The following is a 1,149-nucleotide window of genomic DNA, read 5'->3' on the forward strand; positions in this document are numbered from 1 at the left end:
GGGGGAGATGTCCGGCAGGACAGAGCGACTGTCTTGGCTGTCAAGCTGTTTGCCATGGTTTTTGGTCCCGGACGATTGCGTTGAGGATCGTGAGAAGCTTGCGCATTGTGGCCACGACGGCGACGATCTTCGGCTTGCCGGCCTTGACCAGGCGGTCGCGGAAGGCCTTGAGCGTGGGGTTGTGCCTGATGGCGACGAGGGCGGCCATGAAGAGGACGGCGCGCACATGGCTCCTGCCGCCGCCGATGAAGCTCTTGCCGCGCCATTTGCCGGACTGCCTCGTCCATGGCGCAAGGCCGGCGAGCGCGGCGATCTGGCGGCGATCGAGGCTGCCCAGTTCCGGCATTTCGGCAATCAGGCTGCGGGCAACGACAGGACCGACGCCCGGCACGGAGGAGAGCAGCTTTTCATTGACCCGCCAGACTGGAGACTTGCGGATATGACCGTCAATGTCGCCATCGAGGCTCGCCAGTTCACGCCTGAGCGCGACGAGCAGCCGCTGGATGCTCTTTTGCGCCTGTCTTGCCGTGGTGGTACTGGCACGGTTTTCCTCGGCCACGATCATCTGCACGATCTGGCGCCGGCGGGCGACGAGCTCGGCCAAGGCCTCGGTTTCGGCGTCGCGCAGCGGCCGCAATTGCGGCCTGGTCGCGGCGATGAAAGCGGCGATGACGGCGGCATCGATCGGGTCGGTCTTGGCCCGCTTGCCGAGTGCATTGGCATAGGCACGCACCTGCCCCGGATTGACCACGACAACTGCCAGGCCAGCACCTGCCAAGGCGGCAACCGCCAGTCTCTCGAGGCTGCCTGTCGCCTCCAATCCGACAACGGCCGGCGAAAGGGCTGCCAGCCGCCGAACCAGATCCTCCACCCCGGCGTGGTCATTCTCCACCGAGAACGCCTCGCCGGACGGCAACACATGCACGTCGAGCCGGTCCTTGGAAACGTCGATGCCAACAATGATTTCCATCCTGTCCCATCCTTGCCTAATCGGGCTTCGCTTGCGGCCCAGGCGACTGTTCGGGTTCGATGGAACGGCGGACGAAGACCCTTGCTCTGTCACGGGCTCAAAGGCCCAAAGAGGGGTCGGTCTCCCGTCCGCCACCGCACCTGCTTTCATAGCAGAGTCGGCAAGGAATAAGTTACAAG

Annotated in this window: 1 protein-coding gene; it reads right to left on the bottom strand. The window is 64.4% G+C overall.

Translation table 11 applies throughout. The features are described 5' to 3' along the window. Nucleotides 1-40: 40 nt before the first annotated feature. Nucleotides 41-970: an IS110 family RNA-guided transposase gene (locus NKH43_RS35210; protein ID WP_352862061.1), complete on the bottom strand. Its 930-nt coding sequence runs from the start codon at nt 968-970 to the stop codon at nt 41-43. Nucleotides 971-1,149 lie beyond the last annotated feature (179 nt).

The sequence above is a fragment of the Mesorhizobium sp. M1163 genome (assembly GCF_040318415.1).
In the GTDB taxonomy this organism is placed as follows: Bacteria; Pseudomonadota; Alphaproteobacteria; order Rhizobiales; family Rhizobiaceae; genus Mesorhizobium.